The organism is Bacillus infantis (assembly GCF_050107595.1).
In the GTDB taxonomy this organism is placed as follows: domain Bacteria; phylum Bacillota; class Bacilli; order Bacillales; family Cytobacillaceae; genus Bacillus_AB; species Bacillus_AB infantis_C.
This window is the reverse complement of the sequence record NZ_JBNILH010000007.1, coordinates 231,259-257,645: the sequence shown is the minus strand read 5'-3', so window position 1 is coordinate 257,645 and position 26,387 is coordinate 231,259. Positions and strand designations below refer to the sequence as shown.

General features: G+C 46.7%; 29 protein-coding genes. 21 read left to right on the top strand and 8 right to left on the bottom strand.

The window, feature by feature from the left end; genetic code table 11:
* Positions 1 to 11: 11 nt before the first annotated feature.
* Positions 12 to 1,007, top strand: a complete 996-nt coding sequence (locus ACQCVH_RS16465) for an aliphatic sulfonate ABC transporter substrate-binding protein (protein WP_426836720.1) — start codon at positions 12 to 14, stop codon at positions 1,005 to 1,007.
* A 357-nt stretch (positions 1,008 to 1,364) separates the two neighbouring features.
* Positions 1,365 to 2,372: a YeiH family protein gene (locus ACQCVH_RS16460; RefSeq protein WP_426836719.1), complete on the top strand. Its 1,008-nt coding sequence runs from the start codon at positions 1,365 to 1,367 to the stop codon at positions 2,370 to 2,372.
* A gap of 131 nt (positions 2,373 to 2,503) precedes the next feature.
* Here the strand turns inward: ACQCVH_RS16460 and ACQCVH_RS16455 are convergent, their stop codons facing one another.
* Positions 2,504 to 3,112, bottom strand: coding sequence for a methyltransferase domain-containing protein (locus ACQCVH_RS16455; RefSeq protein WP_426836718.1), 609 nt, complete (start codon positions 3,110 to 3,112; stop codon positions 2,504 to 2,506).
* Positions 3,113 to 3,233: 121 nt separating this feature from the next.
* Between ACQCVH_RS16455 and ACQCVH_RS16450 the strand changes: the two genes are divergently transcribed.
* The 11 genes from ACQCVH_RS16450 (at position 3,234) to ACQCVH_RS16400 (ending at position 13,662) form a co-directional block, all read left to right on the top strand.
* Positions 3,234 to 4,043, top strand: coding sequence for an MBL fold metallo-hydrolase (locus ACQCVH_RS16450; RefSeq protein WP_257991480.1), 810 nt, complete (start codon positions 3,234 to 3,236; stop codon positions 4,041 to 4,043).
* A gap of 18 nt (positions 4,044 to 4,061) precedes the next feature.
* Entirely contained in the window at positions 4,062 to 4,670 is a 609-nt protein-coding gene (cdaS, locus tag ACQCVH_RS16445) for a sporulation-specific diadenylate cyclase CdaS (protein ID WP_426836717.1), read from the top strand.
* A gap of 152 nt (positions 4,671 to 4,822) precedes the next feature.
* Positions 4,823 to 5,686 carry a manganese catalase gene (locus ACQCVH_RS16440; protein WP_426836716.1) on the top strand — a complete coding sequence of 288 codons (864 nt, stop codon included), beginning with the start codon at positions 4,823 to 4,825 and terminating at the stop codon, positions 5,684 to 5,686.
* Positions 5,687 to 6,156: 470 nt separating this feature from the next.
* A complete protein-coding gene (locus ACQCVH_RS16435; RefSeq protein ID WP_426836715.1) occupies positions 6,157 to 6,825 on the top strand; it encodes an SOS response-associated peptidase in 669 nt (222 codons plus the stop codon).
* 41 nt (positions 6,826 to 6,866) lie between these two features.
* On the top strand, positions 6,867 to 7,331 hold the full coding sequence (locus ACQCVH_RS16430; protein WP_426836714.1) for an STAS domain-containing protein: 465 nt from the start codon (positions 6,867 to 6,869) through the stop codon (positions 7,329 to 7,331).
* A 19-nt stretch (positions 7,332 to 7,350) separates the two neighbouring features.
* Positions 7,351 to 7,689, top strand: a complete 339-nt coding sequence (locus tag ACQCVH_RS16425; protein ID WP_426836713.1) for a nuclear transport factor 2 family protein — start codon at positions 7,351 to 7,353, stop codon at positions 7,687 to 7,689.
* Between the two features lie 159 nt (positions 7,690 to 7,848).
* On the top strand, positions 7,849 to 9,372 hold the full coding sequence (locus ACQCVH_RS16420) for a gluzincin family metallopeptidase (protein ID WP_426836712.1): 1,524 nt from the start codon (positions 7,849 to 7,851) through the stop codon (positions 9,370 to 9,372).
* Between the two features lie 83 nt (positions 9,373 to 9,455).
* Positions 9,456 to 11,171: an ABC transporter ATP-binding protein gene (locus ACQCVH_RS16415; RefSeq protein ID WP_426836711.1), complete on the top strand. Its 1,716-nt coding sequence runs from the start codon at positions 9,456 to 9,458 to the stop codon at positions 11,169 to 11,171.
* Positions 11,172 to 11,411: 240 nt separating this feature from the next.
* Complete coding sequence (locus ACQCVH_RS16410; protein ID WP_426836710.1) at positions 11,412 to 12,287, top strand: carbon-nitrogen hydrolase family protein; 876 nt, start codon at positions 11,412 to 11,414, stop codon at positions 12,285 to 12,287.
* 4 nt (positions 12,288 to 12,291) lie between these two features.
* Positions 12,292 to 12,969: a GNAT family N-acetyltransferase gene (locus tag ACQCVH_RS16405; RefSeq protein ID WP_426836709.1), complete on the top strand. Its 678-nt coding sequence runs from the start codon at positions 12,292 to 12,294 to the stop codon at positions 12,967 to 12,969.
* A gap of 21 nt (positions 12,970 to 12,990) precedes the next feature.
* Positions 12,991 to 13,662: a GNAT family N-acetyltransferase gene (locus tag ACQCVH_RS16400; protein WP_426836708.1), complete on the top strand. Its 672-nt coding sequence runs from the start codon at positions 12,991 to 12,993 to the stop codon at positions 13,660 to 13,662.
* Positions 13,663 to 13,959: 297 nt separating this feature from the next.
* On the opposite strand, the gene ACQCVH_RS16395 is transcribed toward ACQCVH_RS16400, so the two are convergent.
* Together ACQCVH_RS16395 and ACQCVH_RS16390 are read right to left on the bottom strand one after the other, a co-directional pair.
* A complete protein-coding gene (locus ACQCVH_RS16395) occupies positions 13,960 to 14,094 on the bottom strand; it encodes a hypothetical protein (RefSeq protein WP_426836707.1) in 135 nt (44 codons plus the stop codon).
* Between the two features lie 16 nt (positions 14,095 to 14,110).
* Positions 14,111 to 14,272 (bottom strand): hypothetical protein, encoded by a 162-nt coding sequence (locus ACQCVH_RS16390; RefSeq protein WP_426836706.1) that lies wholly within the window; start codon positions 14,270 to 14,272, stop codon positions 14,111 to 14,113.
* Positions 14,273 to 14,461: 189 nt separating this feature from the next.
* On the opposite strand from ACQCVH_RS16390, the gene ACQCVH_RS16385 reads away from it, so the two are divergent.
* Positions 14,462 to 14,785 (top strand): MerR family transcriptional regulator, encoded by a 324-nt coding sequence (locus tag ACQCVH_RS16385; RefSeq protein WP_426836705.1) that lies wholly within the window; start codon positions 14,462 to 14,464, stop codon positions 14,783 to 14,785.
* Between the two features lie 393 nt (positions 14,786 to 15,178).
* The gene (locus ACQCVH_RS16380) at positions 15,179 to 15,763 is read left to right on the top strand and encodes a thermonuclease family protein (RefSeq protein ID WP_426836704.1); all 585 of its coding nucleotides are present in this window, start codon (positions 15,179 to 15,181) and stop codon (positions 15,761 to 15,763) included.
* A 192-nt stretch (positions 15,764 to 15,955) separates the two neighbouring features.
* Here ACQCVH_RS16380 and ACQCVH_RS16375 read toward each other — a convergent pair whose 3' ends face one another.
* Positions 15,956 to 16,261: an antibiotic biosynthesis monooxygenase family protein gene (locus tag ACQCVH_RS16375; RefSeq protein WP_224898169.1), complete on the bottom strand. Its 306-nt coding sequence runs from the start codon at positions 16,259 to 16,261 to the stop codon at positions 15,956 to 15,958.
* A gap of 164 nt (positions 16,262 to 16,425) precedes the next feature.
* Between ACQCVH_RS16375 and ACQCVH_RS16370 the strand changes: the two genes are divergently transcribed.
* From ACQCVH_RS16370 to ACQCVH_RS16360, 3 genes are all read left to right on the top strand, one after another.
* On the top strand, positions 16,426 to 17,304 hold the full coding sequence (locus ACQCVH_RS16370; RefSeq protein ID WP_426836703.1) for a MurR/RpiR family transcriptional regulator: 879 nt from the start codon (positions 16,426 to 16,428) through the stop codon (positions 17,302 to 17,304).
* Positions 17,305 to 17,427: 123 nt separating this feature from the next.
* The gene (locus tag ACQCVH_RS16365; RefSeq protein WP_426836702.1) at positions 17,428 to 18,363 is read left to right on the top strand and encodes an MBL fold metallo-hydrolase; all 936 of its coding nucleotides are present in this window, start codon (positions 17,428 to 17,430) and stop codon (positions 18,361 to 18,363) included.
* 147 nt (positions 18,364 to 18,510) lie between these two features.
* The gene (locus tag ACQCVH_RS16360; RefSeq protein WP_426836701.1) at positions 18,511 to 19,275 is read left to right on the top strand and encodes a Cof-type HAD-IIB family hydrolase; all 765 of its coding nucleotides are present in this window, start codon (positions 18,511 to 18,513) and stop codon (positions 19,273 to 19,275) included.
* Between the two features lie 102 nt (positions 19,276 to 19,377).
* Here the strand turns inward: ACQCVH_RS16360 and ACQCVH_RS16355 are convergent, their stop codons facing one another.
* From ACQCVH_RS16355 to fdhD, 3 genes are read right to left on the bottom strand one after another with little or no spacing between them, the layout of a single operon-like run.
* Positions 19,378 to 19,827, bottom strand: coding sequence for an OsmC family protein (locus ACQCVH_RS16355; protein WP_426836700.1), 450 nt, complete (start codon positions 19,825 to 19,827; stop codon positions 19,378 to 19,380).
* Positions 19,828 to 19,860: 33 nt separating this feature from the next.
* Positions 19,861 to 20,874 carry a GTP 3',8-cyclase MoaA gene (gene moaA / locus ACQCVH_RS16350; RefSeq protein ID WP_426836699.1) on the bottom strand — a complete coding sequence of 338 codons (1,014 nt, stop codon included), beginning with the start codon at positions 20,872 to 20,874 and terminating at the stop codon, positions 19,861 to 19,863.
* A 13-nt stretch (positions 20,875 to 20,887) separates the two neighbouring features.
* Complete coding sequence (gene fdhD / locus ACQCVH_RS16345; protein WP_426836698.1) at positions 20,888 to 21,673, bottom strand: formate dehydrogenase accessory sulfurtransferase FdhD; 786 nt, start codon at positions 21,671 to 21,673, stop codon at positions 20,888 to 20,890.
* 236 nt (positions 21,674 to 21,909) lie between these two features.
* On the opposite strand from fdhD, the gene ACQCVH_RS16340 reads away from it, so the two are divergent.
* A complete protein-coding gene (locus tag ACQCVH_RS16340; protein WP_426836697.1) occupies positions 21,910 to 23,169 on the top strand; it encodes an L-lactate MFS transporter in 1,260 nt (419 codons plus the stop codon).
* 339 nt (positions 23,170 to 23,508) lie between these two features.
* On the opposite strand, the gene ACQCVH_RS16335 is transcribed toward ACQCVH_RS16340, so the two are convergent.
* Positions 23,509 to 24,639 (bottom strand): amidohydrolase, encoded by a 1,131-nt coding sequence (locus ACQCVH_RS16335; RefSeq protein WP_426836696.1) that lies wholly within the window; start codon positions 24,637 to 24,639, stop codon positions 23,509 to 23,511.
* Between the two features lie 183 nt (positions 24,640 to 24,822).
* Between ACQCVH_RS16335 and ACQCVH_RS16330 the strand changes: the two genes are divergently transcribed.
* Entirely contained in the window at positions 24,823 to 25,269 is a 447-nt protein-coding gene (locus ACQCVH_RS16330) for an Lrp/AsnC family transcriptional regulator (protein ID WP_257991457.1), read from the top strand.
* 26 nt (positions 25,270 to 25,295) lie between these two features.
* Positions 25,296 to 26,357, top strand: a complete 1,062-nt coding sequence (locus tag ACQCVH_RS16325) for a M42 family metallopeptidase (protein ID WP_426836695.1) — start codon at positions 25,296 to 25,298, stop codon at positions 26,355 to 26,357.
* The last annotated feature ends 30 nt before the right edge of the window (positions 26,358 to 26,387 follow it).

Genomic DNA, 26,387 nt, shown 5'->3' with positions numbered 1-26,387 from the left:
GGGGAAATAAAATGAAAAAGAAAGCCTTTATGTTCATGGCTTCATTATTGACAGCTGCAGGGATCCTGTCAGGCTGCGGATCCTCAGAAAACAGCTCAGGCTCAAAAGAAAAAATCGTTATCGGCTACTTCCCGAATATCAACCATGTGCCGGCGATGGTTGCAAAGGATCAGGGCTTCTTCCAGAAGCGCCTTGGCGATGGCACAACGATCGAATATAAGACTTTTGCCGATGGAGGCCAGTTCATGACTGCTCTCAAAACAGGTGATTTGGATGCAGGTCTGGTCGGTCCCGGCCCTGCGATGAATAATTATTCCACTGGAGCAGACGTTAAGCTGATTGCCGGGGCTTCTACAGGCGGCACGGTCGTTCTGGCAAGTAAAGACAGCGGCATCAAGACAGCAGCTGATTTTGCAGGAAAAACATATATTACTCCTGCAGTCGGATGTACACACGATGTTCAGTACGAAACATACCTGGAAGAGTCCGGCATCACATCCGAAAGGATTGGCGGAACAATGAAGCACCTGACTGGAAATCCTGCACAATATGCCAATATGCTGAAAGCAGGCAAAATTGATGTAGCGGTTGCCCCTGAACCATGGGCAGCAGTGATAGAAGAAGAAACCGATGCAAATGTTGTCATTGGCTGGGATGAAGTCGCTTTTGGCGAAACCCTGCCAGCGTCCGTCATGGTAACATCTGGCAAAGCTGTTGAAGAAAATCCTGAACTTATCCAAAAGATAGTGGAAGCCCACAAGGATGCTGTGAAATATATCACCGAGAATCCGGAGCAGGCTAAAGAAATCACAATTAAGGACATCAAAGAGGTAACTGGCCAGGAGCTGGAAAAGTCAGTTGTAGACAAAGCCTGGGAACGCATCGGCTTTACTTATGAAGTGGATGAGGATACAGTCCAGGCATTTGCAGACTCTTCTTATGCATTAAAATTCCTGAAAGAGAAACCTGATTTCTCGAACTTTATTGATAAGGAATTTATTGACTAGAAAAGCGGAGGCTGCTCGCTCAGAGCCGACAAGCATAAGACGCCCGAGAATAAAAGATGCTCTTTGCCTTTAATTCTCGGGTGACTTATGACTCGAGGCTCTAGCCGCCGGAGCTGGACGGGTAGAGAAGCGGAAAATCCTTTCTAAGATTAAGGAACGCTCACTATACTAATTGGTTTAAGGAGCATCAGGCTTTCGGGCCTGATGCTTTTTTCTCGGAATTTTCTTGCTTTTCCCGCAGATTTTACTAAGAGGCCTTTTATGTTAAGATTATCTGTGGATTTTAACAAAATAAGAGAAGAGCAGTTTTATAGAAGCTATAAATTTGCCTTATCATCAGGAAGTAGTGAGAGAAAGATGGAACGGCTACAGCAAGCGGCCGCCAGGCTTCCTAAATGGGTGCCTGGGGTCATTTTGGCTATTGCGATTGCATTAGCAGCAAAATATCTGGGCGGCATTTTCCCTTTGGTCGGCGGAATATTATTTGCCATCCTGATAGGGGCAGCAGTCCGCAACACAGCAGGCATAAACTCTGTTTTTGAACCAGGTCTTACACTGACGGTTAAAAGGCTTCTCAAAGCCGCAGTCGTATTGCTCGGGGCCGGGCTGAATATTTTTGATATTTTTGAAATAGGGAAACAGTCTCTGCTCGTTATTTTTGTATCTGTCTGCTCAGGCATACTCCTTACCCTTTGGTTCGGGCATTTACTGAAGCTTGGAAAAACCTTATCACTATTGATTGGGGTGGGGACGAGCATCTGCGGGGCAACGGCTATATCAGCTGTGAAAGGTCTTGTTGGGGCAAAGGACGATGAAACAGCCTATAGCATCTCGACTATTGTTTTTTTCAACCTGATTGCCTTTTTTCTATATCCGATCATCGGCCATATATTTCAGATGAACGATCAGGCTTTCGGAATATGGGCAGGGACGGCCGTACATGATACATCCTCTGCAATCGCTGTCGGCTATGTTTATGGAAATGAAGCGGGAGATGTTGCGACTACGGTCAAGCTGGGAAGGACTTTATTCCTTCTGCCGCTGATCCTCGTCCTGCCTTTTCTGATGGGATCTGCAGATAAAAGCAATCGTGCCGGTTCTTTCAAAAAAGCCTTTCCTTGGTTCATCGTCTGGTTTCTGGCTGTCAGCATCCTGAATTCATTCGGCGTATTTCCAGCAGCAGTCCAAGAGTTGCTGAGCAGCATCTCGAAGTTTGTCATCATTATGGTCATGGGCGCTGTCGGCCTGCAGACAGATCTGAAACAGTTTGCCAAACTTGGCGTATCTCCCCTGCTTACAGGGCTATTTGCATCTGCTGCGGTCTCGCTGATCAGCTTTGCAATGGTCTATTGGCTGATTCTTTGACTCTTAATATTAGAAATTAAAAGATGGAGCCCTTCAATGAAGGAGCTCCATTTTTCAGTATACATATTTCCTGAATCATTATTCCTTGAAGTGTTAGAAATAGCAGCAATGGCTGTTGCCCTCAGCTGCTTTTATTGCCTGCCTTTTTTTGCAGTTACGCATACAGCCAGTACCGGCTGCACATCCTTAAAGGATGACTGTATTTCTTCATAGCCTGCAGAGGCAAGATCTGCTTCAATGATTTTTGCCAGATTCTTTGTAATAAGGCTGTCAGCATCTTTCTCACGCGGCTGCACAGTTATGGCAATTTCTCCTCCGGCTTCCGTTTTTTCATAAAGCATGCCCAGGGTTTCTCTTGGTTTCGTCCAGAGGGGATAATTGTTTATTGAAATGATCTTATGATAGGTGTCCAGATTTGATGCAATGCTGTGTATATCTCCTGTAAACAGCCTGAGCCTGCCCTCATCTATCCATTCTTTATTCCTTTTTTCCGCGGCTGCTGCCATGTCTTTTGAAAGGTCAGCTCCATCCATATAGACACAGCGGCATCGGTTCATTATATATTTTATGCAATAACCAGGGCCGTATCCGACTTCCAGGATCCGGTCCTTATTTTTAATGTCAAGCTTCTTGACCGTCCAGCTGTTAATGGTCCGGTTTTCACTGTACATAATTTTGCCTGCCAGCTTGCCAAGCATACCCTTAGGGTTTTCAAATTGTCTTGCGAGTATATTGAACATGGGGTTCACCTCTAGAAAGAATATTTATATATAAACCATCCGGCTGCTTGTTAAACCTTTCTATCGAAGAAAAACAAAAAAACGGGGATAGTAAGAATAACTCATCATCAGGAGGGACGAAATGGAACAGCAAAAAACATATGTCGAGAGGCACAGCATTGCAGAAAATGTATACGTTTATAGAACGGCGATTGCGAATATTGCTTTTATAACCGGGCTGGGTCCCAAAGGGAAAGACTGGATTCTTATCGATGCAGGCATACCTTTATCCGGCGGATTTATCATCAGGTTTGCAGAGAAGATGTTCGGAAGGGAATCCAGGCCTCTTGCCGTCATGATGACACATGCACATTTTGACCATATAGGCGGGCTGAAGGCGATACTTTCTAAATGGGATGTTCCAGTTTATGCACACAGAGCTGAGCTTCCTTATCTGACAGGAAAAGAAACCTATCCGCCGGCAGACCCTGCTGTCGGGAGAGGATTGATGGCCCTGATATCACCTTTATATCCCCGGAGGCCAATCAATATAGGAGAGAACGCAAAGGAACTCCCTGAGGATGCTACCCTGCCCGGTCTTCCGGGATGGAGGTGGATCCATACCCCGGGCCATACCCCTGGTCATGTATCTTTTTTCAGAGATGATGACGGTGTTCTGCTTGCAGGCGATGCCTTTATCACCGTCAAACAGGAATCACTGATGGCTGTGATGAGCCAGTCTAAGGAGATACATGGGCCGCCGGCCTATTTTACGCCTGATTGGGACACTGCTGGGCAATCGATCCGCAAGCTGGCTGCACTTAATCCAAAAGCGGCTTTAACGGGACATGGGCAGCCATTTTACGGCCAAGAGCTCACGGAAGGCCTGGAAAAGCTAATTAAAGGGCACGAAACGTTTGTGGTGCCCAAGCAGGGTAAATATGTTCATTAACAAATAACTGTTAAAAGGATGGATAGCGTGAAATATAGCGAAAAGCATTATAGGAGTGACCTGGCCCGCTATTTCCGCGATATAGAAGGACAGCTGGGTACGGTAGAGACTACGATGAAAGAGCTTGACTGCTGTATATTGACAGAGTTTGAAAAACTGCAAAAGCTCGTATCTGATGCGCAGAACCTGGCTTCAACCTATTATCTCCAGACCTTCCTCTCTCCGTTCAGCAAAGAGTATGCAGGCATTTCGCTTGCTGCCCAAAGGCTGTCAGAGAAAAGGCACGGTGCCCTCATCGTCGTGCAGCGGGAAGAATCGCTGTCAGCCTTCCTTCATAATGGGATTCCGGTTACGGCTAATGTAAGCCCTACCTTAATTGAAACAATTTTCTATCCAGGCAACCCTCTTCATGACGGCGGGATGCTGATTGAAAAGGATAAGATCATTTCAGCAGGCAATATCCTTCCGGTGGCGGATACAGAGCTTCAAGGCAAGAAGATCGGAACGAGGCACCGTGCTGCCATGGGGCTGTCGGCACAGACAGATGCACTGGTCATTGTTGTTTCTGAGGAAACCGGCCGGATTTCCTTTTCGGTAAAAGGAAAATTATACAGTGTAAAGAACTGATTCCAGCAGGGGTCAGTTTTTTTGTCAGCCCATTTTGATGGGTATTTACCATTGTACGTGCAATATCGGCTGATTATTCCATAAATATATAAGGGCTGATATCACGGAATATACAATTCCAGATATATAGAGGGAATTTGAGGAGGGTATTTATGTTTTATCATATTAAAGAGCTTCAGTATCAGGCAAAGCCTGATCGGCCGGATCCCATTTTTGCCAAAAAGCTCCAGGAAATCCTGGGCGGGCAGTTTGGCGAAATTTCAGTTGCCCTTCAATACCTGTTCCAGGGATGGAATACAAGAGGAAATGGGAAGTATAAGGATCTGCTCATGGACACAGGAACGGAAGAACTCGCACATATTGAAATGCTCGCGACAATGATTGCCCGCCTGCTTGATAATGCTCCAGTTGGCGACCTGGAAGATGCCGCTAAGGACCCAATTATCGGGGCGATTCTCGGCGGGATGAATCCTCAGCATGCCATTGTCTCAGGCTTGGGAGCAATGCCTGCAGACAGTGTAGGCAACCGGTGGACAGCAGATTATATCATAGCGAGCGGAAATCTCCTCGCTGATTTCAGGGCCAACCTGAATGCGGAGTCACAGGGACGCCTTCAGGCTGTAAGGCTGTATGAGACAACAAATGACAGAGGCGTAAAGGATATGCTGTCATTCCTGATTGCCAGGGATACGATGCACCAGAACCAATGGATAGCAGCTATTAAGGAATTAGAAGCTGCTGAAGGCGGAATCGTAGTTCCTGTTTCTTTTCCAAAAGAATTGGAAAAGCGCCAGGTCAGCTATACGCTGTTTAATTTCTCCCAAGGAAACCAGAGCGCTGAAGGCCGCTGGGCGCATGGCGTCAGCATGGATTGCCAGGGAACCTTTAATTATGTGGAAAATCCGCAGCCGTTTGGCAAGGCGCCGAAGCTGAAGCCGGCACCTCCGTATATATACGATACACCGCCTGCTGCACTTAAAGCGAATCCAGCCAATATCCCGCCTAGCATGTGCTGAGGAATGCCGGCGCTCTTTCAAAGGTTGATGCGATTAAATAAAGCCTAATCTCTCAATATAGAGAATTTCCTTCTTTGCGGCAAGCATGATATGCTTACCGGAGAAGGACTTACATAACGTAAGAAAGTCAGAATGCCTCTCAGCAGTTCCAATCGGTGCTGCCGGATAACCATCAGGTCTGGCAAGAGGCTGCTAATGGATATTTGGCTGACCAAAAAACAAAATATTAGGAAAAAAAGACTGGTTTCTGGTTAAATAGATATTAGTACGGCACATGAAAAAATGTGCTTATAAACCAGACAACCTGTCTATACGGACAAAGTATACGAGCATATGATACAGTAACCACTAACCACTAGTACCCATTAACACCTTCCTTTTCAGCGGGGGCTCTTCCTCCGCTGCTTTTGCTTGTCCTTGAGAGGGTTATCTGGGCAGGGGAAATCCAGACAGAAAGCGGGATGATCATTTTGTGCGGGAGGTTTACATTAACAGAAGGGATACATGAGCTTCAGTCACAATTTAATTTTTCCTTTAGGGAAGAAACAGCACCAAGATACAATATTTCCCCAAGTCAGAATGTTCTGGCAATAGCGGCTGGGAAAGACGGAAGGAAAGCTGCTGAATTGAAGTGGGGACTTATTCCATTCTGGGCGAAAGATCCGAAAATCGGCTATAAATTGATAAATGCCCGTTCAGAAGGGATCGAAAGCAAACCGAGCTTCAGGAATGCATTCAGACAAAGGCGCTGCCTGATACTGGCTGATGGATTTTACGAATGGAAGAAAACGGCGGACGGAAAGCAGCCTTACCGTTTCATCTTGAAAGGGGGCAGGCCATTTGCCTTTGCCGGGCTGTGGGAAAGATGGGAGGGGCAGGATGCACCCATTTTCTCCTGCACAATCATCACAACAGGACCTAACAGCGTGACAGAAAAAGTTCATGACCGGATGCCTGTTATCCTGAAAAGCAGTGATTATGATACATGGCTGAATCACAGCGAAACTGACCTTGGGAAGCTTAATGAGCTGCTTGCGCCTTATCCCTCGGAGGAAATGGAGGCCTACCCGGTATCAACGCTCGTGAATTCACCAAAGAATGAGCTGGCTGAGCTGATATCGCCTCTAAACAGCCAGTAAGAGCGCACTATAAATAAACAGAGGAATGGTGAAGAGTAACAATGACGAAAGAAAACATAAGAATGCTTGAAGAAAAGATAAAGGAATATGAAGAAGTAATCTCACTGATGTCGGCACCGGTCATTCCGTCCATCATTCCCAGTACAATCCTTGTCCCGATAACAGGATTGCTGGTTGCTGAAAGGTTTGAGAAAATCCGGGAGAAGATCATGCAGTATATACAGAAAAATGAAGTGGAAACGGCTATTATCGATTTCACAGATATTACAATCGACCGGATCGAGCAGATGGGCCTGTCAGAGCTGGGCATCGAAATAGATCAGCTGACAAAGTCGGTGCGCCTCATGGGAGTTGAACCTTATTTTGTCGGACTTTCTCCGGTTCTGATACGCGAGATTGTCCTGACTGGGATCAATCTTCGGGCAGAAACTTTTTCTGATTTCCAGGCAGCCCTGAAATATCTGATGAAAAAAAAGGGACTTTCCTTCTCAGCTTCTGATAACTGAAAAGAATGGGGGAATAAGGGTGGCTATAGTAGAGCAATTAGCAGACAGGCAGCTTGATGCCTATAATCGCCAGAATCTTGAAGAATTCCTTGAAGTGTACAGTGAAGATGTTGAAATCCGCAGCTTTCCTTCCCAGGAACTGCTTTATGCGGGAAAAGTTGAAATGCGCAAAGTGTATAAAAGATTGTTTGATAGCAATCCCCGCCAGAAGGCAGTCCTTTTGTCGAGAATGATAAAAGGCAGCATCTGCATCGACCATGAAAAAGTGAAGGGCAGGGCGAGCGGAGAAGAAACAGAAGCAGTTGCCATGTATGAGGCGGAAGCCGGCAGGATTAAAAGGGTATGGTTTGTTATATGATCAAATTGAGAAGCGGCGTTGGATGACGCCGCTTTTTACTATGAAAAGGCATCATAAAAGTCCCAGGCAGCAAAATCCTTCTTGCTGGCAGAATATTCTTTTAATATAATAGAGTCAATGTATTTCGATTATAGAAATAAAATTATTGGGGGAATCAGCTTGGGACAGCAAATGGATAAGATTGAAGGAATATACAGGGAAGTGCATGAAGCACAGACTCAGTACGGGCGCCTCCTTTGGACACAATATACCGCCGGATATGATTTCGGCCTAAAAGGCCAGTATCAGAAAATAACCAGCCTGCTGAAGAATGAGAAAAGCTATGAATTGGTGAGGGAAGCATTGGAAAAAGAGCAGGACCCTCTGAACAAAAGAAAACTGCAGCTGGTTTTCAATTTATTCAAACCTTACCATTTGTCACAGGAGCTGAATGAGCTGGACGAGGAAATCCAGGGGAAAGTCAATGACCTGTCCAAGCTTTTGAACCAGTTTCGATATACTTTTCAGGGCAAGGAGGTTTCCTCTGTTGAGCTCGGCCAGGTAATGAGCCGGGATGATGATAAGAACAGGAGAAGGGAAGCGTTCTTTGCCAAAAATCAGATCAATCAGCCTATGGTTGATGCAGGCTTCCTCGATCTCATCAGTCTTAGAAAGTCCTATGCCAAAGAATATGGATCAGCCAATTACATAGCGCATCAGCTTGAGATGAATGAATTAGACAATAACCTCTTCTGCAATTGGCTCCCTGAGCTCCATCAGGCCCTGCCTGCCATGGACAAGGCGAGGGGCGGATTTGCGGAGCAGTTCCTTCATGAAGACAGAATCATGCCCTGGGATGAGCAGTATATCGATGCAAAGATTGCTCCCCTGCTGAACCAGGAAGTGGATATGTCCAACTATTTTGGAAATATCAATAAGCTATTTTCTCTATTCGGCTTTGATATTAGCGGCTATAATATTACGTATGACATTTTTCCGAGAAAAAACAAATCGGAATGGGGCTATAACTTCCCGATTGAAACGGCAAAGGATTCACGGATACTGGCCAATGTGAAAAATAAATTCCATGAGTATGGTGTGCTTCTCCATGAAACAGGCCATGCTGTCCATTCCTTCCTGCTGGAGCCGGAAGAATTGATTCTGAATACAGGCGTGAGCGGGATCATCAGTGAAGGGATCGCGAACTTGTTTCAGGGATTTCTTTACAGCCCGCAGTTTTCCGGGAGCTTTTTCAGCGGCTCTGAAAGTGCGGCAGAGCAATTTTCCAGGCTGAAGGAGTACCGGAGGACAAACTCGCTGCGTGCCATCAGCCGGATCTTTTTTGACCACAGCTTTTACCTCAATGAAGCTTCTTCGCTGGATGATGTTTACCAGCTTTATTGGAGGAATCACAAAAAAGTGCTGCAGGAGGAACCGTTCGGGGAGGAGCCTCCTTGGGCTTTCACGATCCATTATACTACCCATCCGATTTATCTTCACAATTACTTTATGGGTGATGTGACATGCGAAATGCTCAAGCAGGTTTTCGAGAAGAAGCATGGAGCAGGTCTTCTCGAGAAGCCTGAAGCTTTCGGGAACTTTCTTCTGGATGAGGTTATCAGGCCGTCCGGCAGCCTGAAATTCGGGGATCTGTTCAGGAAGATAAGCGGGGAAGAGTTTTCTTTAAAATTCATGCGGTCATAACAGATTCCGCAACGCTGCAGCGCTGGCAGAGCCTGCTCCGCAGCTGTATTTGAAGATACACCACGAAAAGGAGAAAGAGAAAGATGCTAAAACGCTTTTTTTCATATTATGTACCTCATAAAAAACTATTTACGCTCGATTTCAGTTCGGCTGTGATAGTCGCCCTTCTGGAGCTCGCCTTCCCCCTTGCTGTACAATGGTTTATCGATAAGCTCCTGCCAAGCGGCAACTGGTCGATGATTGTATCAGTCAGCGCAGGTCTGCTGGCTTTATATATAGCGAGCACTTTTCTGCAGTATATCGTCAACTACTGGGGCCATAAGCTGGGCATCAACATTGAAACAGATATGCGCCATCAGCTGTTCACCCATGTCCAAAGGCAGTCTTTCCGTTTTTTTGACAATACCAAAACAGGGCATATTATGAGCCGGATAACCAATGATTTATTTGATATCGGCGAGCTTGCCCATCATGGGCCGGAGGATCTGTTCATTGCGGTCATGACCTTTGTCGGGGCCTTCTGGATCATGCTGACCATCAATGTGAAGCTTGCTCTTGTAACGATCCTGATCGTTCCTTTCCTCGTATGGCTGATCACTTTCTGCAATATCAGGATGAACAAAGCATGGAAGCAGATGTACAGCGATATAGCAGATGTCAATGCCAGGGTAGAGGACAGTGTGTCCGGAGTACGCGTTGTCCAGTCATTCACCAATGAAGACTTTGAGATCTCCCGCTTCTCCGTCAATAACCGGAAGTTCCGGAAAGCAAAGCTTGCGGCATACAAGATCATGTCCTACAGCTCATCAGGCATTTATATGATGACAAGGATGATGGTGCTGATCGTCCTTGTTCTGGGAGCCTGGCTAAGCTACCAAAATCAGCTCTCCTATGGCGAGCTTGTCGGATTCGTTCTGTATGTGAATGTCCTATTCAAGCCGATTGACAAAATCAGTGCACTGATGGAGCTTTATCCAAAAGGCATGGCAGGATTCAAACGATTTATGGAACTCCTGGATACAGAACCGGAAATAAAGGATGCTCCTGACGCTATTGAAGTAGCTTCCCTTACGGGGAATATAGCATTGGACAATGTATCATTCAGCTATGATGACAGCAAACAGGTGCTTAAAGACATTGATTTAACCATTAGAGCAGGGGAAACAGTGGCTTTTGTCGGGCCTTCGGGAGCGGGAAAAACAACCATTTGCTCGCTGATTCCGAGATTTTATGATGTAAATGGGGGAAGGATCACCATCGACGGCATGGATGTCCGGGATATGACACAATCATCATTGCGGAAGCAGATCGGGATCGTTCAGCAGGATGTATTCCTCTTCACCGGGACTTTAAAAGAGAATATCGCTTATGGAATGCTGGATGCAACCGAGGAGCAGATCCGTGCAGCCGCCAAGCGTGCCCACCTGGAAGGATTTATCCATTCCCTGCCTGACGGGTACGAAACCCAGATCGGAGAAAGGGGACTCAAATTATCCGGCGGGCAAAAGCAAAGGATTGCGATTGCAAGGATGTTCCTGAAAAATCCGCCTATCCTTATTCTTGATGAAGCCACATCCGCCCTTGATACCGAAACGGAAATGATCATTCAAAAAGCCCTTTCAGAGCTTGCACAAAATCGGACGACGCTCGTGATCGCTCACCGTCTGGCAACCATCCGCAATGCAGACCGGATCGTTGTTGTGACAGAAGACGGGATCGCTGAGCAGGGAGGGCATGATGAACTGCTTGCGAAAGGCGGCATTTTCGCAGGCCTTCACCAGGTCCAGTTTCAGCAGTGATCATATCACCAAAGAAAGAAGCAGCCAGTGCATAGCGGCTGCTTCTTTCTCGTTTTCTATAATATCTGTGCTTTCCTTCTGCAGCAGACCCAATGCCCTTGACCGATGCTGAAGAAGGATAGTTACAGGGAAGTAACCAACTTACTTGAAAGTGAGTACTTGTTAAAAAGCAAAAAATATTCCATAATCAAAAAGATAGTGCATGATAGGCTGGCCCATCAATTTTTAGGGGGTTTTTTTATGAAATTAAGAGTTTCTGCAGTACAATACCACTTGCATACTATTCGTTCATTCCAGGACTTTGCTGACCAGTGTGAACATTATATAAAAACAGCACAGGAATATGGATCAGAGTTCGTCCTGTTTCCAGAGTTTTTCACAACGCAGCTTCTGTCAATCGGGAGTGAGCAGGGAACAAGACTGACCATCAATGAACTCCCCGGGTTCACAGACCAGTACAGGGAGCTGTTTTCCCGTTTCGCAATTGAAACAGGGATGCATATCATCGGAGGCACCCATGTTGTCAGCCGAAATGGAAAATTGTACAATGTGGCCCACCTGTTCTATCCGGACGGCAGGATAGGGGAGCAGGCAAAGCTCCATATCACGCCGACTGAGGTGCATGAATGGAATATGTCCCAGGGAGACGGCCTAAGTGTATTTGACACAGATAAGGGACGCATTGCAGTCCTTACCTGCTATGATATTGAGTTTCCTGAAATCGTCAGGATGGCAAAAGCGAAAGGGGCGGATGTGATTTTCTGTCCTTCCTGCACAGATGACCGCCATGGCTTTCACCGTGTCCGCTATACCAGCCATGCAAGGGCGATTGAAAACCAGGTATATGTGGTTGTGACTGGCACTGTCGGATCTCTTCCAACAGTTGACTTCATGCGTGCCAACTTCGGGCAGGCCGCAGTCCTGACGCCAAATGATATTCCGTTTCCGCCAAAGGGCATCATGGCCGAAGGAGAGCTTAATAATGATATGATCGTAACTGCTGACCTTGATCTTAGCCTGCTGTATGAAGTGAGGGAAAGAGGTTCAGTGACGACCTGGCGCGACAGGCGCAATGACCTGTATACAGACTGGGAAAATACCGGGATAGAAGGCTGAGTAGATGGGATACGACAGCCGTTTCTATGTTCGGGATGGTGAAAAGGTGCTGCAGGCGGCAGTCAGGAATTATCTAAGAAAAGATTTTCCTGAGCTGATCAGCATCCAGGCGGAATGCTTTCCGCCGCCTTTTCCAGAAGAACTATGGTGGAACAGGGAGCAGCTGGAAAACCATGTTTCGCTCTTTCCGGAAGGTGCGCTATGCATAGAGATTGATGGGGAGCTTGCCGGCTCAATGACAGGGCTGCTCGTCCAATTCGACCCTTCTTCACCTTCTCACACATGGGAAGAAGTGACAGACGGAGGGTATATCCGCAATCATGACCCGAATGGAAATACTTTATATATTGTGGATATCAGCATCCGTCCAAAATACCGCAAACTGGGCCTGGGCAAGCTTCTGATGCAGGCTATGTATCATACGGTCATCGGCCTTGGGCTGGAGCGGCTGCTTGGGGGAGGGCGCATGCCGGGCTATCATAAGCATGCAGCGCTCATGAGGCCAGAAGAATATGTCCGGAAGGTTACAGCTGGAGAACTGAAGGACCCGGTCCTTTCATTTCTGCTGGGATGCGGCCGGGTCCCCCTTGCTGTAGCGGCCGGATATCTGGAGGATGAGGAATCCCTGGATTATGCTTGCCTGATGGAATGGAGAAATCCTTTTAAACAGGAGAATAAATAAACTTTTTTTGGAGTGTGTCAGATGGAGTATATCCGCATTACAAGCATTGAGGATCCATTATTCGTAAAAATGCATGATTTAATGAAGGACGTTTTCCCTCCGGAAGAGGTGCTGGAATATGAATTGTGGAAAGAACCGCTTGAGGATCCCGGCATCAGGGTGTTTATTGCCCTCAAGGATGGCGAAGCGGTAGGCGCAACAGAGTACCGCTATTATCCTGACTGGAATATCGCCATGACCGATTTTACCATCATCGGCAAGCCGGGCCTGAGCATCGGGCACTTCCTTGCAGTTAACAGGCAGAAAGACCTTGAAGGGCTTGCCAGGGAAAATGGCAAAGAGCTTTATGGAATGTTTGCAGAGATTTATGACCCTTATCAGGCCGGCAGCCACGAGTTTGGCGGGGTGAAGGCGATGAATCCGTTTGTCCGCCGGGAAGTGCTTTCACATCTGGGCTACAGACGCCTGAATTTTGAATATGTCCACCCATCATGGAAGAATGACGGTGAAGCAGTCAAAGGTCTTGATCTGTGCTTCATGCCCGCAAATGAAGAAGCGCAGGAAATACCTGCTTCCCTTGCGGCAGATTTTCTTGAAACCTATTACAGCGTCCTTTCCAACAAGCCTGCCGAATGGCTCGCAATGGTTGAAGGACTGAAGAAAAAAGAAAGCATCGAACTGCTTCCATTGTAGAAAAAGCCCGCTGCCGCGGGCTTTTTTTATACAAGGTAAGAAATATATATTTTTCTAATTTGATCACTGTCTAGCTCCAGCGCCTACCCCCTCGAGGTCACAAGCCAATCCTCCCATAAAGGCAAAGAACTCCTTTCTGGGAGGATCGTCTTGTGCTTGTCGGGGGTGACCAAGGCGCTTGCGCTTTTCTTATAGGTGACAGGCACCTATACCACTCCTATACCGCTCAAGGTACATCTTTCTGCTTAGGTGTATAACCCTTCTTGAGAGCAGCACTTAATCATGTTCCATGCCTTCTCAGCTGTTCTGGGCTATTCTGAGCAATTCGTGGGCACGGTCTCCTGCAAGTTCTGCGAGCACTTCCCAAATTTCATCACGGAGCAAGTCAAGTTCAATGATCTTCTTCGCAAGTTCTGCTGCTTCTCTTTCCACCAATTTCCCCTCCGAGTCAGTGTTTGTTGGAATCCCTTTCTCTCTGCAATTTTTTATACTCTCCCTCAAGTTCTGTCAGTGTCAGTGATTTTACATAAGAATCGAGCAAACCGCCTTTTACGAGCAACTGAATGAAATACTTCTTCTTTTTCTCAACTGCCTCGCGAAGAAATGGCACCGGTCCTCATCCTTTCTTTCGTTTTTTATAGTGTAGAAAAAAGCAGGAGAATTTTCATGTGCTTTGTAAGAAAATCTGCCTGATTTTTCATAAAAGGGTTAATTAATGTTAGATTTTCTTACATAACTCTGTAAAAATCTGTTTCTGCTTATATAATGGAAGAAAGATAAAGGCATTCGGGGTGAGTGTATGAAAGAAGAACCTTCGTACAAAAACAGAAAAGTCATTTCAATTGGCGTGGTCAGCGAGCTGACAGGACTGAGTGAGAGGCAGATCAGATATTATGAAGAAAGAAGTCTTATTTTTCCCGAAAGAACTGAAAAGGGGAGCAGGAAATATTCCTTCTCAGATGTTGAACAGCTCATTGATATTGCCAACAAAAGGGAAGAAGGGGTAAGAACAGATGAAATCAGGAGCGATTATCTGAAAAAAAATATTGCCAAAGATGAGAACCTCCGCGAGCAGATGCTAAAAGGGCAGATTAATGCCCGCTTTGGGATCCGCAGGAAATAACAGTTGTCCACTGCATTTTATAGGTTTGTCTGCCTTTGAAAGTTATACTGGCATAAGAGATTACAACATGAAAAGGCAGTGATATTCAATGAAGCTCTTAAATATTATTTATGCAGCGTTCCTGCTGCTGATGCTAAGCAGCTGTACTGAAACTATGAGCGCACTGAAATCCGGCAAGCAAAAGTCCGATGTATAGCAGAAGGCTGGACAGGAAAGCGGAAAGGGTTCGCATACTGCAGAAGAAAACAATCGGGCAAACGGGGAAAAGGCAGCTGCCAAGCTTGGATTCGAAGAAGCAATTGTGAAGAGAGCGGTCGATGGGGCTACCGTGGAATTAGCTGTCGGCCGGAGGATCAGGCTCATCGGGGTAAACACTCCTGAGTCACTACAAAGGTGGAGGAGTACGGAAAAGAAGCCGGCAGATATACTTCTGAGAGCCTAAAGGGCAAAAAAGTATGGCTGCAAAAAGATGTATCAGAGACTGACCGCTATGGCCGCTTTCTGCGGATTGTCTGGCTGGAAGTGCCTTCCGATGATTTTGTCGAAAAGGAAATCCGCTTAAAAATGTTTATTGCCCGCCTAATACTGAATGGCTATGCAGAGCCTTCAACGTACAATCCGGATGTCAAATACAGTGTGCTGTTTGCTGAATTTGCGCGAGAAGCACGGAGCAGCAGTACTGGCCTGTGGGGGGGCAAAATGCACAACAAAGGAGATCTAGACAGTCGGGATTTAGAAGGAGCGGGAAGTTCAAAGAAAGATCAGGGTTCCGGAGACAAGGCGGATGGCACTGTGCCAAATGAGCAGGAAAGTTTCAAAAACTGCACCGAACTGAGGAAGGTGCATCCGAACGGCGTCCCATCCACACATCCGGCTTATGCTTCAGGCATGACCGTGATAAAGACGATTGGGCTTGTGAGAAATAATGATAGAAGTTCTCCTTTTTGGGGAGCTTTTTTGTTGGGCAGGAAATTATAAATTGTAACCACTTGGATAATTATCAATACTTGATCAACATCCAGCAGATGAGCAGAGGCCTCAAGACGTTCCTGCAGGGCAGCATTCTTAGTCTGCGTTCCTTGGGGTAATCAAGGCGCTTTAGCTTCAGTTAATGCCGTGCAGAAAGTGACCCCCGCTCCAAAAATTGGAGCGGGGGTCCTGGTTGAGGTGCTAGTCTCCAACAACCTCGAATTGGGTTACCTTTGGAATGACCGCGGCAAGCTCCTGGTCGGGGTATTTCTTTTCAAGGTCATGGATTTCCTTGAATTGGGCGCTTTTGACCCAATTTAAATAACTTTCCTTCGTATCCCATTCCATATGGACGGTGATGTCTCCCGGGCGTTTGCTGTTCTGAAGCAGAAGGAATTTTTTGAACCCTTCGGACTGATCGACTTTCCGGGATCGGTTATGGTAGATTTCTATTACCTCTGAGGCCTTTTCGGCCGGAACGGTAAAGGTAGAATGGACAATATACATTTTAAGCACTCCAACACTTCTTTTTGTCTATCATAACATGGCGGGTTTTTGCAGGCAATGAAGCAGCAAAGCACATTTTACATCTTCTGCACTGCTCAAAAATGATAGAACAGGGAAAAGGCGTTATAATATAAATAATAAATTTTATGCAAGTGAGGTATTCCATGTCTTTTATTAATGGCGGGCTTGTCATGCTTTCCGAAATGCTGGGAAAGCTGCCTCCTTCAGAGAAAAAAATTGCATCCTTCATCCTTGAATATCCAAAGGAAGCGATCGCATTGACAGCCAGTGAGCTGGGCAAGCGGAGCTCCACAAGCAGTGCGGCCGTAATCAGGCTCTGCAAGTCGCTTGGACTGAAAGGCTACCAGGAATTGAAGCTGAGGATTGCCGGAGATCTGCAGAAAACCGACCACCCCGGTTTCAGGGATATTGAGCCCAATGAATCACAGCATTCAATCATTGAGAAAATGTCGAGCAACAGCATCCAGACAATCAGGGAAACTGCCGACCTGTTGAGCACTGAGGAGCTTTCCAAGGCTGTCGAAGCTATCCAGAAGGCTGAGACTGTACATTTCTTCGGAGTTGGCGCCTCCAGCATCATCGCGCAGGACGCCCAGCAGAAATTCCTTCGCATCAATAAGCATGCTACAGCCTTTGCTGATATCCATATGACAGCCACACTGGTTGCGAATGTTAAGCCGGATGATGTGCTGTTTGGGATTTCTTTCTCAGGCAAAACGTTTGAGGTTGCCAAAATACTTGAGCTTGCCAACAAGCGGGGCGCTGTAACAATTTCCCTTACAAAGTACGGAAGCTCCCTCGTTTCAGATCAAGCTGGCATCAGGCTTTTCACATCTTCCACAAAAGAGCCAACTTTCAGGAGCGGTGCAACTTCCTCGAGGATCGCACAGCTCCATGTGATTGATATTCTTTTCATGTGTGCCGCTTCCCGGCAGTATGATGAAAGCATTGCCTATCTGGATGAAACCAGAAGTGCCATCGATTTTCTGCGGGAGAATGTTAAGTCTAAGCCTTTGAAGTAGTTGGACCGGGTGAAATACCCGGTCTTTTTCTTTACAGAAAAGTGCAATCTTTTGCCGCTTCCCAGCCGCACTAGTAAAATAAAAGAATCAAAGCCATATTAGGCGGTTAAGGAAGGTAATGGGATGAAAGGCTCCAGATATGAAAATTATGACGGTGTGAAAAATGAACATGGGTTCAGGGATATGCTGCGCTGGTCGCGGGAGAGGCGGAGGAATAAGAAAGATTTAAATGCGCAGATAGCACAGGCTGAAGAGAAGGAAACGGAAAAGCTTAAGCAAAACCGGGAGTCCGTGTCAGTGACTTGGATAGGACATTCTACATTTCTTTTACAGAGGGGTGGATTGAATATGATCACTGACCCTGTTTGGGCTTTGAGGATGGGGGTGCAAAGGAGGCTGACGGATCCTGGCATGCCCATCGCTTCTCTGCCTCCCATTGATATGGTTCTGATATCTCATGGCCACTATGATCACCTTGATTTCCCTACTATCAGAAAGCTTGCAGGGAATCCGGCTTTCTATGTGCCGGCAGGCTTGAAGAAGGCTTTTACTAAGCGCGGCTATAAGAATATCCACGAGGCAGACTGGTGGGACAGCTTTGAAGCGGGTGCTCTCAAGCTTACCTTTGTCCCGGCCCAGCATTGGACAAGGCGGGGCCTGAATGACACCAATACCTCCCACTGGGGAGGCTGGATCATTGAACATCCTGAAGAAGAACAATCAGTATATTTTGCAGGTGACACCGGCTATTTCAGGGGCTTCAAGGATATAGCGGAAAAGCACAAGCTTGATATTATCCTGATGCCGATCGGCGCATATGAGCCGGAATGGTTCATGTCTGTTTCCCATATCAATCCTGAGGATGCAGTAAAAGCCTTTCTTGAGCTGAAAGGAAAGCTGTTCATTCCCATGCATTATGGTGCGTACCGCCTTGCAGATGATACTGGTCCTGAAGCATTGGAGAGGCTTGAAAAAGAATGGGACAGGCTCGCCTTGCCCAAGGAACAGCTAAAGGTCCTGAAGCTTGGGGGAACATTCTGGCCCGGAGAGAATTTGTAAAGTTTATGCTAAGATTGGCTGACAGAGCTTCTTCCCGGTGCAGAGTATATATAGGATAAAAAAGAGCGGGGAAGTCTATCATTGGATAGACATGCCATTTTTTTATTATAATAATATAGACATAATTCGAGAGAGGACTGAGCCGCATTGCAAAACAGAGAAGATAGTCCAGAGATTAAACTGATTGCATTGGATATGGACGGAACATTATTGAATGAAAAAGGCGAAGTATCGGATGGAAACCGTAAAGCTGTAAAGGAAGCCATTGAAGCAGGCATTAAAGTGGTGTTAAGTACTGGCAGGACAAGGCTTACTTGCAGGGATCACGCAGATTCCCTCGAGCTTGACTCCTATTTGGTGACTATCAACGGAGGGGAAATTTGGGGACCGGACGGAAGCCTTGTGGAAAGGAATCCGGTATCTGCGGAGCTGATCAGCTGGATGTGGGATTTGTCAAAAGAGCATAAAGCCGGCTTCTGGGCGGTTAACAGCGAGAAGGTGTACCGTGATGAAATGCCGGAGGATCTGCTGTCAAACGAATGGCTGAAGTTCGGTTTTAACATTGAGGATGATGCGGCAAGGGAAACGGTTCTGCAGACATTGTCAGAACGGGGAGAGCTGGAAATAACGAACAGCGCTCTGACCAATATTGAAGTCAATGCACTTGGAGTCAATAAGGCTAATGGCATCAAGAGGGTCTGCGAACTTCTTGGCTTAACCATGGATCATGTGATGGCTGTCGGGGACAGCCTGAATGATATTTCAATGATCAGGGAATGCGGCTGGGGTGTAGCAATGGGAAATGCCCAGGAGACAGTAAAGGTCGCAGCCGACGCAGTGACCGCAGCCAATACTGAGGATGGAGTGGCGGCAGCTATCAGAAAGTTTGCCCTCAAAAAGCAGCTAAGCTAGTTGAAGAAAAAATAAGGCACTCTTCAAGTTCAAAAATGCCCGGGAAATCTGAGTTGGCCACATATAGTGGTACAGTTCAGTTTCCCGGGCATTTTTTTATCTTTAGTCAGCTCTTTTTATATCCGTATAAAGTGAGATTTCCACATTTCCTTTTACAGCCCTTGAAATCATACAGGATCCCTCAGCTTTTTGGGCAAGCCGTTCGGCAAGCTGAAGGTCACGGTCTGACGCGTCCGATTTCAAAATAATATGGGGACGGTGGATGATTTCTTTATAAGTTATGACCCCGTTAGTGACATCAACAATTCCTGTAGATTCTATCGTTAAGTCCTCTTTTTCGAGCCTGCTTCTCTCCATCATGGCTGCCAGAGTAATAATATAGCATGTTGCGGCCGCGCCGAGGAGCATTTCATCCGGGTTTGTCCCTATGCCAGGCCCGTCCATTTCCGGGGGGATGGAAATGCTGGTCGACAGCCCTTTTGTCTTGAGCGTCCCGGCATCATTGCGCAATCCGGGCCAGTGGGCTTTTAGTTCAAAGCGGTGTTCTGCCATTGTGCATCCTCCTGTACGTAATAGAGACCGGATTCAGCCTCCAATATGGGACATTTCAACTTTCTTTCGTGGAGTTTGGCTGGTTTTCAGCTCATCCCTTGTTTCAGAATACCGGTCATCCCTGGCATTCCAGATACCAGAGATGATGCGTTGGAGCTCATCGTCGGTTTTACCCGCCCTGAGCGGCTCTTTGAGGTTATGCCCTGCAGAAGAAAACAGGCATGTATACAGTTTGCCTTCAGCAGAAAGACGGGCTCTGTTGCATGATGAGCAAAAAGCGTCAGTGACAGAAGAGATGATTCCAAATTCAGCTTCTGAGCCTTCATATACATATCTTTTTGCAACTTCCCCCGGATAATTCGGCGGGGCAGGCTGGAAGGGCAGGACTTCGGCTATATCGCGGAGGATGTCCTTCTTTGTATAAACTGTGTCCATATTCCATTGATTTGTGTTGCCGACATCCATAAATTCAATGAATCTAAGGGCATGTCCTTTTTCTTTAAAGAATTTGGCCATTGGGATGACATGCTTATCATTGACGCCTTTCTGGACAACCATGTTAATTTTTACTTTTAAGCCGGCATCGGCTGCTGCATCAATGCCTTTCAGCACTTGATCAACCTTGATACCGCGGCCGTTAATTTTTCCGAACAGGTCATTATCCAAAGAATCGAGGCTTATGGAAACCCTGCGAAGCCCTGCGGATTTCAGTTCTTTTGCATAGCGGGGAAGCAGTATTCCATTAGTTGTCATGGCTATATCATCAACCCCGGGAATGCTGGACAATTTCTCGACGAGCTGGGGGAGATCTTTTCGCATTAAAGGCTCACCCCCGGTGAGCCTGAATTTTTGGATTCCAAATGCCTTCGCAAAAACGGACGCAAGCTTCTCTATTTCCTCGAACGAAAGGAGCTGGTCCTTCGGCATGAAGGCATAACCGGGGCCAAATATTTCCGCCGGCATGCAGTATGTGCAGCGCAAATTGCATTTATCGGTAACGGAGATGCGCAGATCCCGCAGATTTCTGTCTAGTTTATCTTTGAGCATGGGATGGCCTCCTTTAAATTTCTGTAATCCGTTCCGGGCAGGAGTATACGTTAAAGGAATTTCCCCTGATAAACCCTGCGGCAGTTATGTTCAAATCTTCCGCAAGATCAATCGCAAGACCGGTTGGCGCGGACTTGGACAATAAGATGCCGACCCCGATTTTGGAGGCCTTCAGAAGCACTTCCGAAGAAATCCTTCCGCTGAACGCAATCGCTTTATCCCGTACAGGTATCTTATTTATTATACAGTATCCCAGGATTTTATCTAAAGCATTATGCCTGCCAATATCTGTACGGCTGATGATCATCCTGTCACCTTGGAATAAAGCAGCATTGTGGACACCGCCGGTCTGCCGGAAGTCAATGCTCGCCTCCTGCAGCTGCTTCATCGCTGACAGGCATTCCTCTGCTGTCAGAGATGCGGTTGAAGTGGAGGTCTTGGCCGTATTTACATCACTGAGGAGATAAAACTGGCGGCTTTTGCCGCAGCAGGAGCCAATGAATCTTTTGGAATGGGCCGGCTTTAAGGCTGGACTGTACCTGCTTACCTCGGCATAAGCAAAGCCCTTGCTGCTGTCTACCTGGAGGCTTGTCAGCTCTCTGCTGCTGCGTATGACTCCTTCGGAAGCAAGGAATCCGACCGCCAGCTCTTCCAGTCCGTCCGGGGAACAAACCATCGTGGCAAATTCTTCGCCATTGATAAAGATGGTGAGAGGGAACTCTTCTGCTATCAGGTCTGCACCCTCTGTAAGCTTCCCACCTTTGTATTGAACAATTTTTCTTTCTTTACTTATATTCATCCTTTTCACCCGTTCTCTTGAATTACCACAAATATTAGCATATATAAGAAAGAAAGCAAGAATTTAAACCGTGGTAATTCAATACTGTTTATCCAGCGCAAAATAAAGGGCATTGCCTTGCCCATTTTATATAATCCACCTAATATTTGACTATTCTGTTTGATATGAAGCTTTTAAGGGAATATAGCAATGCTTGTTCATGAAAGGGTTTTCTAATTGAGGAGGGAGATAGAGTGATGGAAAAAACCAAAAACAGGTGGCTGATTGCGGCTTCGGCAGTGGGAATCCATATATCGATTGGGTCGGTATATGCCTGGAGTGTGTTCACAAAGCCGATTGTCAGCGAATTTGGCTGGGACTTAACAGAGGTCAGCTTTACGTTCAGTCTGGCAATTTTATTCCTGGGCCTTTCAGCTGCATTTCTGGGCCACTTTGTTGAAAAATACGGGCCGCGCAAAGCGGGAATATTGGCTGCCGTTTTTTTTGGAGCAGGAATAACAGGCTCAGGGCTTGCCATCCAAATGGAATCATTAATGCTATTATATATCTTTTATGGGGTGCTTGGAGGCATAGGACTTGGTGTGGGCTATATCGCTCCGGTTTCAACTCTTGTAAAGTGGTTCCCTGACCGCCGAGGACTTGCGACAGGGCTTGCCATCATGGGATTCGGATTTGCTGCCCTTATCAGCAGCCCGATCATGCAGAGCCTCATCAATTCTGTGGGGATTGCGAGTACCTTCTATATCCTTGGAATCTCTTACTTTATCATTATGATCGCTGCCTCTCTCTATCTGGCACCGCCCAAGGAAGGCTGGGTGCCGAAAGGCTTTGAAGGAAAAGGGGATCGAAAAGGAAAGGGAAGGGAAGATTTATCGCAGCTCACAGCCAATGAGGCAGTGAAAACGAAAAGATTCTACTTTCTTTGGATCATGCTTTTCATCAATGTCACCTGCGGCATAGCCATTATCTCTGCTGCGTCTCCTCTCGCGCAGGAAAGCATCGGCCTTACCGCCGCCGCGGCAGCTGCTCTTGTCGGTGTGCTTGGCGCGTTTAATGGATTCGGAAGGATCGGGTGGGCATCGATCTCTGACTATATCGGCAGGCCCAATACCTATACGCTCTTTTTTCTGATCCAGATCATTGCATTTCCGCTTGTCACCATGGTTGATAATCCGCTGCTGTTTCAGATTATCCTTGCCATCATCTACACATGCTATGGCGGAGGCTTTGCCTCCATACCGGCTTACATCGGGGATCTGTTTGGGACAAAACAGCTTGGTGCCATCCACGGATATATTTTAACAGCGTGGGCTGCTGCCGGCCTGGCCGGACCGATGTTTGCTTCATGGGTAAGGGAAACGACAGGGAGCTATTCTCAGAGCCTCTATGTTTTCACAGGACTCTTCGCCGTTGCGCTTGCCGTTTCATTATTGATCCGCCTTGATATTAAAAGGCTCAGAGAAAAGAAAGCAAATAAAAAGTCAGTAGCCGTCTAGTTATTAAAAAGGCGTTTTGGATCCAGGTTAGCCGCCATAACAGCTGATTGCTGTGCAGGGCGGCTATTTGGCGTGTGCCGGCGATAGAAACAGCAGGCTTTTCCACGAGGCATATAAAATCCTTTGAAGGCAGATTCGTTTGGAGTTAAACGTTTTTAAACCAACTAAAAAAGCCGATGTTTTCTATTCATCGGCTTAAAATAGCAGGGGAGCTGGCCTTTAATAATGCCGCGCCAATTCCCCGGAGAGATTTCTGAATCTGAAGATATCCTTTCTGAACAGTCAGCCGGCTGATCATTTGACAGCAAAACTGCCGGCAAAGAAGACTAACCGCCTGGTTCAGACTCTTATCCCATTGATATAAGTTTCCTCCACAGAGGAACGCAAATCAAATGGATCCCCGCTCCAGATGACAAAGTCGGCGTCCTTTCCAGGTTCGAGCGATCCGACACGGTCTTCGACTCCGAGATGCCTTGCCGCATTAATCGTAATCGCTTCTAGTGCCTGCTCTTCACTCAGGCCGTTTTTGACCGCCAGAATCGCACTGGTCATCAGGTGTTCGATTCCGACGACAGGGTGGTCAGTGGTAAGGGAAAATGCTATCCCCTCTTTTGCAAGGGCAGGAAGTGTATGCCAGCCTTTATCTGCAAGCTCCACTTTGGATCGGGAAGACATAGTCGGACCGACAGAAACCCGGACTTCATGCTTGGCAATGAATGGGGCAATCAGATGGCCTTCTGTACAATGCTCGATGGTCAGATCAAAGCCGAACTCCCTTTTAAGCCTTAAGATCGTAATTATGTCATCGGCCCGGTGCGCGTGGACGCGAAGAGGGATTTCTTTATTCAGCACCTTAGCAATGTTCTCAAGTTCGAGCTTGCGGTCTGCTTTTCCGGCTTTGCGGTTTTCAATGTAGCTTTGTGCTTCAATAAATTTTTCGCGGAGAATCGCGGCCACCCCCATCCGGGTAGTCGGCATGATGCCTTTCCCGCCATGGAATCTTTTCGGATTTTCTCCGGTTGCCGCTTTCAGGCCGGAAGGGTTCCTGATGACCATTTCATCAATGATTTGCCCGGCTGTTTTCAGGACAATCATCTCTCCGCCGATGACATTGGCGCTTCCAGGCATCACCTGGACAGTCGTTATCCCAAAGCGCCTTGCATCCTCAAAACCTTTCTCCATCGGGTTGATTCCGTCAAGGGCCCTCACCTGGGCAGTGGCAGCTGCGCTAGTTTCATTAAAATCCTGTCCTTCTTTTCCGACACCCTCTTCATGCACACCCAGATGAGTATGTACGTCAATCAAACCTGGCGTGACAATTTTGCCTGCTGCGTCGATGACTGTATATTCTTCCCCGATTTCATGATTTTCTCCTATTCTTTGAATTTTCCCGTCCTGAATAAGAAGATTGGCATTCTCATATTTTTTCCCTGTACCATCAAAAATTTTCGCATTTGTAATCGCTAACATGATTTTTTCGCTCCTTTTTTAATAAAAAATGTTGATTTCTGAAAATTCTTTTTCTATAATTACCCTTAATTCCTTTTTTCGATAATAAAGTATTTTTAAAATATTGTAAACAGTACCTGTTTTGATTTGGTATTCCCGTTTTTGTTACTTGCTTTATAAATTTATACCGAAAGGAGGTAATTTATGAAATACGAAATTGATGAACTGGACAGGGGTATTATCAAGCTGCTCTCCAAAGACGGAAGAATGTCATTTACGGAGATTGCCGGCAAGATGAATGTGACTGAAAAAACAGTCAGGCTGCGCTACAAGAATCTGATAGACAATCATATCCTTGAAGTGGTCGGAGTTGTAAACCCAATTGCCCTTGGCTTAAAGGCAGGCGCAATCATACAGCTGAAAGTCCGGGCGCAGAGCATACATAAAGTGATTGATGAACTGAAAACCTTCCGGGAAATCAGGTATGTTACCCTGACCTCCGGCCAATATTCGCTTCTTGTCCAAATTGCGGTGCCGAGCCAGGATGAGATAACCGATCTGCTGCTAAGGCTGAACGGGCTGGAGGATATCACAGAAGTAAACAGCATTGTCCAGCTTGAAGTGTTTAAAAATACCTTTGAATTCATTTAAAAGCCAAATAGATTAGGAGAGATATTATGCTGGAGATATTAAAAAAATTAACGTCCCTTTCCGGTCCATGCGGGTACGAGCATTCAGTGTCCTATTTTTTAAAAGAATACCTTGAAGATAAAACAGATTCCGTCACCATCGATCCGATCGGCAATGTGATCGCCAGGAAAAAAGGGGATAAGCCGGGTCCGGCAGTTCTGCTGACGGCCCATATCGATGAAGTTGGATTCATCATCAAAAAAATAGAACAGAACGGCCTTCTCCGCTTCGAGAAGCTTGGCGGAAATGATGACCGCATCATGCTGGCCCAGCCTGTCAGGGTGATGGGCAGCAAAGGGGAAGTCAGCGGTGTGATCGGCACGATTTCCGCACACTATGCGAAATTTGACGACCCGGGAAAGGTTCGGAAGCATACGCAAATGTATATTGATATCGGTGCTTCATCTATTGAAGAAGCAGCTGAAATGGGCGTCGGGATCGGCACGCCGGTAACCTGGGGAACGGAATTCCAGGTATTCGGGCCGGAAAAGAAGCAGCGTGTCCGCTCCAAGGCACTGGATGACAGGGCAGGCTGCGCAGTATTGCTTGAATCTCTGGAAGAGGTCAAGGATGGTTCCTTTGCCGGAGAGCTTATTTTCCTTTTTGCAGTCCAGGAGGAAGTCGGGCTAAGGGGGGCAAAGACAGCTTCCGAGCATCTGCAGGCTGATGCGGCTATTGCCGTCGATACGACTGCAGTCAGCGATACGCCGGAGGAAACAATGGACGGAAGCCTCGGACTTGGAAGAGGCACTGGCATTAAAGTCATGGATTTCAGCCTGATTGTACATAAGACGGTGAAGGACCTGTTAGTAAAACTGGCGGAAGAAAACAAGATTCCGTACCAGCTTGAAGTATTTCCTGGCATTGGCACTGACGGAGGAGCCGTCAATTATGCCAATAAAGGGATCCCGACTGGCGTCCTTTCCATTCCATCCCGCTATGCACATTCACCTGTTGAGGTTGCCGATATCGGCGATCTGGCTGCAACCAAAGACCTTGTCACAGCCTTTATCAGGAATTTGACTGAAGACCAGACCTTCCCTTTTTAAAAGGGGAGGCTGAATTACCCAAAACACACT

Coding starts and splice junctions, on each gene's coding strand:
- ACQCVH_RS16465 (WP_426836720.1), top strand. CDS start 12: ATGAAAAAGAAAGCCTTTATGTTCATGGCTTCATTATTGACAGCTGCA.
- ACQCVH_RS16460 (WP_426836719.1), top strand. CDS start 1,365: ATGGAACGGCTACAGCAAGCGGCCGCCAGGCTTCCTAAATGGGTGCCT.
- ACQCVH_RS16455 (WP_426836718.1), bottom strand. CDS start 3,112: ATGTTCAATATACTCGCAAGACAATTTGAAAACCCTAAGGGTATGCTT.
- ACQCVH_RS16450 (WP_257991480.1), top strand. CDS start 3,234: ATGGAACAGCAAAAAACATATGTCGAGAGGCACAGCATTGCAGAAAAT.
- cdaS (WP_426836717.1), top strand. CDS start 4,062: ATGGATAGCGTGAAATATAGCGAAAAGCATTATAGGAGTGACCTGGCC.
- ACQCVH_RS16440 (WP_426836716.1), top strand. CDS start 4,823: ATGTTTTATCATATTAAAGAGCTTCAGTATCAGGCAAAGCCTGATCGG.
- ACQCVH_RS16430 (WP_426836714.1), top strand. CDS start 6,867: ATGACGAAAGAAAACATAAGAATGCTTGAAGAAAAGATAAAGGAATAT.
- ACQCVH_RS16415 (WP_426836711.1), top strand. CDS start 9,456: ATGCTAAAACGCTTTTTTTCATATTATGTACCTCATAAAAAACTATTT.
- ACQCVH_RS16410 (WP_426836710.1), top strand. CDS start 11,412: ATGAAATTAAGAGTTTCTGCAGTACAATACCACTTGCATACTATTCGT.
- ACQCVH_RS16405 (WP_426836709.1), top strand. CDS start 12,292: ATGGGATACGACAGCCGTTTCTATGTTCGGGATGGTGAAAAGGTGCTG.
- ACQCVH_RS16400 (WP_426836708.1), top strand. CDS start 12,991: ATGGAGTATATCCGCATTACAAGCATTGAGGATCCATTATTCGTAAAA.
- ACQCVH_RS16385 (WP_426836705.1), top strand. CDS start 14,462: ATGAAAGAAGAACCTTCGTACAAAAACAGAAAAGTCATTTCAATTGGC.
- ACQCVH_RS16375 (WP_224898169.1), bottom strand. CDS start 16,261: ATGTATATTGTCCATTCTACCTTTACCGTTCCGGCCGAAAAGGCCTCA.
- ACQCVH_RS16370 (WP_426836703.1), top strand. CDS start 16,426: ATGTCTTTTATTAATGGCGGGCTTGTCATGCTTTCCGAAATGCTGGGA.
- ACQCVH_RS16365 (WP_426836702.1), top strand. CDS start 17,428: ATGAAAGGCTCCAGATATGAAAATTATGACGGTGTGAAAAATGAACAT.
- ACQCVH_RS16355 (WP_426836700.1), bottom strand. CDS start 19,827: ATGGCAGAACACCGCTTTGAACTAAAAGCCCACTGGCCCGGATTGCGC.
- moaA (WP_426836699.1), bottom strand. CDS start 20,874: ATGCTCAAAGATAAACTAGACAGAAATCTGCGGGATCTGCGCATCTCC.
- fdhD (WP_426836698.1), bottom strand. CDS start 21,673: ATGAATATAAGTAAAGAAAGAAAAATTGTTCAATACAAAGGTGGGAAG.
- ACQCVH_RS16340 (WP_426836697.1), top strand. CDS start 21,910: ATGGAAAAAACCAAAAACAGGTGGCTGATTGCGGCTTCGGCAGTGGGA.
- ACQCVH_RS16335 (WP_426836696.1), bottom strand. CDS start 24,639: ATGTTAGCGATTACAAATGCGAAAATTTTTGATGGTACAGGGAAAAAA.
- ACQCVH_RS16330 (WP_257991457.1), top strand. CDS start 24,823: ATGAAATACGAAATTGATGAACTGGACAGGGGTATTATCAAGCTGCTC.
- ACQCVH_RS16325 (WP_426836695.1), top strand. CDS start 25,296: ATGCTGGAGATATTAAAAAAATTAACGTCCCTTTCCGGTCCATGCGGG.